8 protein-coding genes and 1 pseudogene are annotated in these 7,323 nt (G+C 50.2%); 4 read left to right on the forward strand and 5 right to left on the reverse strand.

The annotated features are described in order from the left end of the window. Positions 1 to 46 precede the first annotated feature (46 nt). Positions 47 to 1,384 carry a hemolysin family protein gene (locus APU11_RS05625; protein WP_060578361.1) on the forward strand — a complete coding sequence of 446 codons (1,338 nt, stop codon included), beginning with the start codon at positions 47 to 49 and terminating at the stop codon, positions 1,382 to 1,384. 76 nt (positions 1,385 to 1,460) lie between these two features. On the opposite strand, the gene APU11_RS05630 is transcribed toward APU11_RS05625, so the two are convergent. The 4 genes from APU11_RS05630 to APU11_RS05640 form a co-directional block, all read right to left on the reverse strand. After that, positions 1,461 to 1,868: a hypothetical protein gene (locus APU11_RS05630; RefSeq protein WP_038984254.1), complete on the reverse strand. Its 408-nt coding sequence runs from the start codon at positions 1,866 to 1,868 to the stop codon at positions 1,461 to 1,463. After that, positions 1,846 to 2,262: a polymorphic toxin type 44 domain-containing protein gene (locus APU11_RS26555; RefSeq protein WP_071885244.1), complete on the reverse strand. Its 417-nt coding sequence runs from the start codon at positions 2,260 to 2,262 to the stop codon at positions 1,846 to 1,848. The genes APU11_RS05630 and APU11_RS26555 overlap by 23 nt, the downstream gene beginning before the upstream one ends. A gap of 1 nt (position 2,263) precedes the next feature. Then, positions 2,264 to 2,749 (reverse strand): type VI secretion system tube protein TssD, encoded by a 486-nt coding sequence (gene tssD, locus APU11_RS05635; protein ID WP_058651181.1) that lies wholly within the window; start codon positions 2,747 to 2,749, stop codon positions 2,264 to 2,266. A 263-nt stretch (positions 2,750 to 3,012) separates the two neighbouring features. Further along, positions 3,013 to 3,219: a DUF1107 domain-containing protein gene (locus APU11_RS05640; RefSeq protein ID WP_008501430.1), complete on the reverse strand. Its 207-nt coding sequence runs from the start codon at positions 3,217 to 3,219 to the stop codon at positions 3,013 to 3,015. Positions 3,220 to 3,543: 324 nt separating this feature from the next. On the opposite strand from APU11_RS05640, the gene APU11_RS05645 reads away from it, so the two are divergent. Continuing rightward, positions 3,544 to 4,101 (forward strand): YtfJ family protein, encoded by a 558-nt coding sequence (locus tag APU11_RS05645; protein WP_013095323.1) that lies wholly within the window; start codon positions 3,544 to 3,546, stop codon positions 4,099 to 4,101. Here APU11_RS05645 and cysQ read toward each other — a convergent pair. Next, complete coding sequence (gene cysQ / locus APU11_RS05650; protein ID WP_013095322.1) at positions 4,095 to 4,835, reverse strand: 3'(2'),5'-bisphosphate nucleotidase CysQ; 741 nt, start codon at positions 4,833 to 4,835, stop codon at positions 4,095 to 4,097. The genes APU11_RS05645 and cysQ overlap by 7 nt on opposite strands. A gap of 190 nt (positions 4,836 to 5,025) precedes the next feature. On the opposite strand from cysQ, the gene APU11_RS05655 reads away from it, so the two are divergent. Both APU11_RS05655 and APU11_RS28765 read left to right on the forward strand, forming a co-directional pair. Further along, a complete protein-coding gene (locus tag APU11_RS05655; protein ID WP_058651182.1) occupies positions 5,026 to 6,969 on the forward strand; it encodes a bifunctional 2',3'-cyclic-nucleotide 2'-phosphodiesterase/3'-nucleotidase in 1,944 nt (647 codons plus the stop codon). A 136-nt stretch (positions 6,970 to 7,105) separates the two neighbouring features. Further along, a pseudogene (locus APU11_RS28765) lies at positions 7,106 to 7,323 on the forward strand (IS4 family transposase); the annotation flags it as partial.

Consider the following 7,323-nt stretch of genomic DNA (forward strand, 5'->3'; position numbering starts at 1 on the left):
GGTATCAACTTCCCTTCCGAGGATCTGGCGAGAAGCCGGATAAACTATGTTAAACAGTATTTTAGTAATACTTTGTCTGATAGCCGTCAGCGCATTTTTCTCGATATCCGAGATCTCGCTGGCCGCGTCCCGTAAAATCAAACTTAAGCTGCTTGCCGACGAAGGCAACATCAATGCTTCCCGTATCCTGAAGATGCAGGAAAATCCTGGAACGTTCTTCACCGTGGTACAAATTGGCCTGAACGCGGTTGCTATTCTCGGCGGTATCGTGGAGGATGCAGCGTTTTCTCCGGCCTTTTACAGCCTGTTCGTTCAGTACATGTCCGCCGAACTTGCCGAGCAGATGAGCTTTATTCTCTCCTTCTCGCTGGTCACCGGGATGTTCATCCTGTTCGCTGACCTGACCCCGAAACGCATCGGTATGATTGCGCCAGAAGCTGTGGCTTTGCGTATCATCAACCCGATGCGCTTCTGCCTGTTCGTGTTCCGTCCGCTGGTGTGGTTCTTCAACGGCCTGGCGAACGTCATCTTCCGCATCTTTAAACTGCCGATGGTGCGTAAAGATGACATCACCTCCGACGACATCTACGCCGTGGTAGAAGCCGGTGCGCTGGCCGGAGTGCTGCGCAAGCAAGAGCATGAGCTGATCGAAAATGTGTTCGAGCTGGAATCCCGTACCGTGCCCTCTTCCATGACGGGCCGTGAAAGCGTGATTTGGTTCGATCTGCATGAAGACGAGCAGAGCCTGAAGAATAAAGTCGCGGAGCACCCGCACTCTAAATTCCTGGTCTGTAATGAAGATATCGACCACATCATCGGCTATGTGGATTCCAAAGATCTGCTGAACCGCGTGCTGGCGAACCAAAGCCTGGCGCTCAACAGCGGCGTGCAGATCCGCAATACCCTGATTGTACCGGACACGTTGACGCTCTCTGAAGCGCTGGAAAGTTTCAAAACCGCCGGTGAAGACTTTGCCGTTATCATGAACGAATACGCGCTGGTGGTGGGTATCATTACCCTCAACGACGTCATGACCACGCTGATGGGTGACCTGGTCGGCCAGGGTCTGGAAGAGCAGATTGTGGCGCGGGATGAGAACTCATGGCTGATTGACGGCGCAACGCCAATCGACGACGTGATGCGCGTGCTGGATATCGACGAGTTCCCGCAGTCAGGCAACTACGAGACCATCGGCGGCTTTATGATGTTTATGCTGCGTAAAATCCCGAAGCGCACCGACTCGGTGAAGTTCTCCGGCTACAAGTTTGAAGTGGTGGATATTGATAACTACCGCATCGACCAGCTGCTGGTGACGCGTATTGATAACAAACCGACCGTGCTGGTGCCGAAGCTGCCGGATGCGGAAGAGAAGGTGTCGGCGTGATAACAAAAGGGCAGTGATTAACTGCCCTTTCTTTTTTCACTCATATGCAGTACGTATCTGACATTGATAAAAAAATTTAGAACGGTGATGAATCCATATATATAAAACTATAGCCTGCAACGTTCTTAAATTTAAAGATATCACCACTAACCTTAAGATGGATAGAATTATCTTCAATTTTTACATACACATCTGAGGCGGTAGTCACCAGGAAAGGTTCATAGCCACTTCTTAGATCATTTAAAAAATCCGCATCCGATTTTTTCGCAGAGTATAGGTAATATTGGTATACATATGGAGTGGTTGCTCCAGCATTACTTTCAGTAATAATTAAAGTTGACAACTCACCAACTTTCTCTCGGCGTATAATATCTTGTTCAAGGTAAAGAAATTCATCAACTACACGCCATATGCCACACCCTAACAAAATAATCACGACGATTATATATAGCCACTTCTTTTTAAAAACCAGAGCGTTGAGCATAGTCTATTCCTGCTCTAATCCATGTCTGATCGGTTGGATCATCCCCATGTGAATCCGGCCCTTGATAATTTTTAAAACTAGGGTCGCTGGTCCCTGCAAGAATTTGAGCAAGTCCGGCTGCCCGCAATAATATCTCGGGTTCAATTCCGGCGGCAATGCCTACCGCTCCGAAATGAAAATTTCCAAAATTTTCGTATTGCCTACCTAATATGTTTTTATAATCCCAAGGGCCATGCCCTTTTACTTGCTTATAAAACCATAAGTAGGTCAGCGCTGACGGGCCATGATGGAACCGCGCAATCATCATGTTGTTTGATAATGAAACGCCGGGTGGAGAAAATGAAGAAATATCATAAGGAGGTTGAGGCTTAACAGCGATTGCTGGACGTCTCATGTTATGCCCTTTCGTTCCAGCTATCGGAAAAGAGCAAATTCCCATCACAGTGTTTCCATGTTATTTTTTCATATCGCATCTCAACACATTCAAGGTGATTATGTTTCTCTTTCGAAGCATCTTTCGTATCATGCATGACAGGAGAAACTCCGACAATTTTTACGTTTTCAAGAAACATGTTGTTATACTCAACTTCCTGACCCGCATCGTTAATACGATACCATTTAAACTCTGCGCTTATTAACGTTTGACCGGTACAAACCGCCTTGAACAGATAGGGAGATAAACAATCAAATTCTTTCATAAAGAGGATACTTGAGTGCTTCCTTGTTCCGGTAATTTTTCCTGTCAATGGATCTGTTGGAATAGATACATTATGTGAAAACCCATTGATCTCTATACTTGACTCTCTATCTTGCACGTCAACAGCACCTTTTATTAACGCACCACCATCATCCTTCAGCCATAAATAAGCAGGAATAGCCATCCTTAAAACTCCTTTTCGTTAATGAGATGAGCATTCTTTATGCGTTATTCAATAAGGCCAATAGAGAATCAATTTTTTATTGTTTTATATCAAAACGAGAGCACTGAAAGAGAGTTTAAGAATAACTACACAAACTCATACTTCCTCTGGAAAGTGGCAACCAGAAATTCACCGATACAACAGAGTCAGAGTTATACTTCCCCCCACAAACATCAACGGCTCCCATCGGGAGCCGTTTTTTTAACTACTGCATAGCACGTAGGTTAAGCCATCTCAGTTTGCAGACGCATAACCTGACGGTTGACTTCGGACATCACAGACAAGTGCTGTTTGTCCTTCACTTTTGGGACAAGGATCTTGCCCTTATCAAACTCAAAAGCGCCAACATCCTTGATATACAACCGTCCACGGAACAGGATCTTCACGTACTTCGCCACCTGAAGCGGGTTGTAGCGTTGGAAAATTTTCATTCTTGTATCTCCTGCGAATCATACGCTCTTGCGGCGCCACAATCGGCCCGACTGTTCTGAGCGCAAATTTTGTTGCCCAATGACTATAGACCAGAACTACGTAGTTACCCAGTGTGCATAAGTTTATTTACCGTTTGATTACAATTATTCAGAATAATCTTTTCAAACTGTGACTACAGGCAGTATAAGCCGTCGTTTTTTTATGGATATGTGCGTTCGCCCACAAACTGGCATCGGGATTGCGGGAAAAGCCCATTGATCGCACTTATGATTAAAAGCGTAAGACCAAGTGGTCGGATCACCTGCATACAATAAGGAAACACCATGACCCTACGTAACATTCTTGCAGCCGCATGCCTGCTCCTGCCCCTGTGGGCGAGTGCCCACAACATTGAAAAAGGACAACGCGTACCGCCAGTCGGCATTGCTGACCGGGGAGAATTGATTCTCGACAATGATAAGTTTAGCTACAAACCGTGGAATAGCGCGCAGCTCGCGGGCAAAGTGAGAGTTGTACAACATATTGCCGGTCGTACATCTGCAAAAGAGAAAAACGCAAACCTGGTGGAAGCGATCAAGGCCGCAAAATTCCCGCATGACCGCTATCAGACCACCACCATTGTGAACACCGACGATGCCATCCCTGGCTCCGGGATGTTTGTACGCTCAAGCCTTGAGAGCAACAAAAAGCTCTACCCGTGGTCGCAGTTTATTGTCGACAGCAACGGCGTGACGCGCAAAGCCTGGCAGCTTGAGGAAGAGAGTTCAGCGATTATCGTGCTGGATAAAAACGGCCAGGTGCAGTGGGTAAAAGACGGGGCGTTAACCCAGGAAGAGGTGCAGCAGGTGGTTGATCTGCTGCACAAGCTGCTGGCTCAGTAAAGAGAGACCCGGAAGCCTGGATTGAGGAATGATTCGCGCGGGGTGTAGTCCAGCGGCTTGCCCTGCCAGTCATGAACATGCGCACCCGCGGCCGCGGCTACCGCGTGGCCGGCTGCCGTGTCCCAGATGTTCGTCGGCCCGAAACGGGGATAGAGCTGCGCCTGCCCCTCCGCCACCAGACAGAATTTCAGCGAGGAGCCAATCGAGGTCGTCTGATGTTCACCCAACTGTTGCAGGTACTCTTCCAACTCGCTGTCGCTGTGCGAGCGGCTGATAACCACCAGCGGAGGGCGCGCATCGCGCACCTGGATCGGCTTGCGGACACCACACTCTTCCTTCCAGGCCTTGCCTTCTGCGGCGCTGTACATCACTTTCATCACTGGCGCGTAGACCACCCCAAGCACCGCCTTGCCCTTGTCGATCAGGGCGATATTCACGGTGAATTCACCGTTACGCTTGATAAACTCTTTGGTGCCGTCCAGAGGATCGACCAGCCAGTAACGCTGCCAGTGCTGACGCTCATCCCAGCTCTGCGGCGCTTCTTCGGAAAGCACGGGGATCTCTGGCGTGAGTGCCTGTAGCCCTTTCATGATCACGCCATGCGCCGCGATATCCGCCGCCGTGACCGGGGAATCATCCGCCTTGCTGACAACGTTCATCGGTTGTGCGCCATCATACACCTGCATGATGGCATCGCCCGCATCCCGTGCGAGCTGACAAATTTTATCTAACATTCTCCACCTCTTCGTTAACGCAGTGGGTATAACTCTTTGTTTTATTTATATCGTAATGTGAACAATTCCGCTATCTGTGAAGCAATTCCGGTTTCATCGCCCTTTTTTCTGGCAGGATTCACACTTCTGTAAGCAACAAACGATAGATACATATTCTTTTGTGGCCTGGATCGAAAAAAGGACTCCTCTGATGATTAAGTTTAGCGCAACGCTCCTGGCGACGCTGATTGCAGCGAGCGTACAGGCGGCGACGGTCGATCTCCGTATTCTGGAAACCACCGACCTGCACAGCAATATGATGGACTTCGATTACTACAAAGATACCCCTACGGAAAAATTCGGATTGGTACGCACGGCAAGTTTGATCAATGCCGCCCGCAATGAAGTGAAAAATAGCGTGCTGGTCGACAACGGTGATTTGATTCAGGGGAGTCCGCTGGGTGACTACATGGCGGCAAAGGGGCTGAAAAAAGGCGAGATCCACCCGGTGTATAAAGCGATGAACACCCTGGATTATACCGTCGGCAACCTCGGTAACCACGAATTCAACTATGGTCTGAAATACCTGCACGATGCGCTGGCAGGCGCAAAATTCCCGTACGTTAACGCCAATATCATCGACGTTAAGACCAAAAAGCCGCTTTTCACCCCTTATCTGATTAAAGAGACCGAGGTTGTTGATCAGGACGGTAAAAAGCAGACGCTGAAAATTGGCTACATCGGCTTTGTACCGCCCCAGATCATGACCTGGGATAAAGCCAATCTCACCGGCAAAGTCACCGTTAACGACATCACCGAAACGGCGCGTAAATACGTACCGGAGATGCGTGAAAAAGGGGCGGATGTTGTGGTCGTTGTCGCCCACTCGGGCCTCTCTGCCGATCCGTACCAGGTGATGGCGGAAAACTCGGTTTACTACCTGAGCGAAGTGCCGGGCGTGGACGCGATCCTCTTTGGCCACGCCCATGCGGTCTTCCCGGGTAAGGATTTTGCCAGCATCAAAGGGGCAGACATCGACAAGGGAACGCTCAACGGCGTGCCGGCGGTAATGCCCGGCATGTGGGGCGACCATCTTGGGGTGGTGGATCTGGTGCTCAAAAACGACAGCGGCAGCTGGAAGGTGACCGGATCCAAAGCCGAAGCGCGCCCCATTTACGATGCTGCCGCCAAAAAATCACTGGCGGCTGAAGACCAAAAACTCGTCGACGTGCTCAAGCGTGACCACGTCGCCACCCGCGAATTCGTTAGCAAGCCGATCGGCAAATCCGCCGACAACATGTACAGCTATCTGGCGCTGATACAGGATGACCCAACCGTTCAGGTGGTCAACATGGCGCAGAAAGCCTATGCCGAACATTTTGTTCAGGGCGATCCGGACTTAGCCAACCTGCCGGTGCTTTCCGCCGCCGCACCGTTCAAAGTGGGCGGACGTAAAAATGACCCGGCCAGCTATGTTGAAGTGGAAAAAGGCCAGCTGACGTTCCGTAACGCCGCCGATCTCTATCTCTACCCGAACACGCTGGTCGTGGTTAAAGCAACGGGTAAAGAGGTGAAAGAGTGGCTGGAATGCTCCGCCGGGCAGTTTAACCAGATCGATCCGAAGAGCAACAAGCCGCAGTCGTTGATTAACTGGGACGGGTTCCGCACCTATAACTTCGACGTTATCGACGGGGTGGATTATCAGATTGATGTCACCCAGCCGGCGAAATATGACGGCGAGTGTCAGGCCATTAATCCGCAGGCAGAGCGCATCAAAAACCTGACCTTCAAGGGCAAGCCTGTCGATCCGGCGGCCACCTTCCTGGTGGTGACCAATAACTATCGCGCGTATGGCGGCAAATTTGCCGGCACCGGCGATAGCCACATTGCCTTTGCATCCCCGGATGAGAACCGCTCGGTGCTGGCCGCCTGGATCAGCGCAGAATCGAAAAAGGCGGGAGAGATTCATCCGGCGGTCGATAACAACTGGCGTCTGGCCCCGATCCACAGCGATACCCCACTGGATATTCGCATTGAAACGTCTCCGTCGGATAAGGCTGCGGCGTTTATTAAGGAGAAGGCGCAATACCCGATGAAGAAGGTTGCGACGGATGATATCGGGTTCGCCATTTATCAGGTGGATTTAAGTAAGTAAAAGCAAAACGGCAACGCACGTTGCCGTTTTTAGTGTTTATTCCCTCTCCCGGTGGGCTGAGGGTTCCCCAGAAAAATGAAAAGCACGATGAAGTGTGATCTACTGGTTGCGCTAACAAATCAGAAGAGACCTCATCGTGCCTTTACAGACAGTCTGCCAGAAATTTTTCTCCGCGTCTTTACCGGACGTTCACAGCTTCCGGATTAATGTCCTTGTTTCCATGGCCGTTGCCCTCACGCACGGTGCGGATCTGACCCTGACCAGCCTTGGTCGCACTCTTCCCGGCAGAGCGCACGTCAAAAATAAAATTAAACGTGTTGACCGTGCCCTGGGTAATACCGCCCTTCACCGGGA

The organism is Enterobacter sp. 50793107 (assembly GCF_001463365.1).
In the GTDB taxonomy this organism is placed as follows: Bacteria; Pseudomonadota; Gammaproteobacteria; order Enterobacterales; family Enterobacteriaceae; genus Enterobacter; species Enterobacter cloacae.

Bases quoted from the DNA above. Each gene is read 5' to 3' on its own strand.
- APU11_RS05625 (WP_060578361.1), top strand. From the start codon at position 47: ATGTTAAACAGTATTTTAGTAATACTTTGTCTGATAGCCGTCAGCGCA.
- APU11_RS05630 (WP_038984254.1), bottom strand. From the start codon at position 1,868: ATGCTCAACGCTCTGGTTTTTAAAAAGAAGTGGCTATATATAATCGTC.
- APU11_RS26555 (WP_071885244.1), bottom strand. From the start codon at position 2,262: ATGAGACGTCCAGCAATCGCTGTTAAGCCTCAACCTCCTTATGATATT.
- tssD (WP_058651181.1), bottom strand. From the start codon at position 2,749: ATGGCTATTCCTGCTTATTTATGGCTGAAGGATGATGGTGGTGCGTTA.
- APU11_RS05640 (WP_008501430.1), bottom strand. From the start codon at position 3,219: ATGAAAATTTTCCAACGCTACAACCCGCTTCAGGTGGCGAAGTACGTG.
- APU11_RS05645 (WP_013095323.1), top strand. From the start codon at position 3,544: ATGACCCTACGTAACATTCTTGCAGCCGCATGCCTGCTCCTGCCCCTG.
- cysQ (WP_013095322.1), bottom strand. From the start codon at position 4,835: ATGTTAGATAAAATTTGTCAGCTCGCACGGGATGCGGGCGATGCCATC.
- APU11_RS05655 (WP_058651182.1), top strand. From the start codon at position 5,026: ATGATTAAGTTTAGCGCAACGCTCCTGGCGACGCTGATTGCAGCGAGC.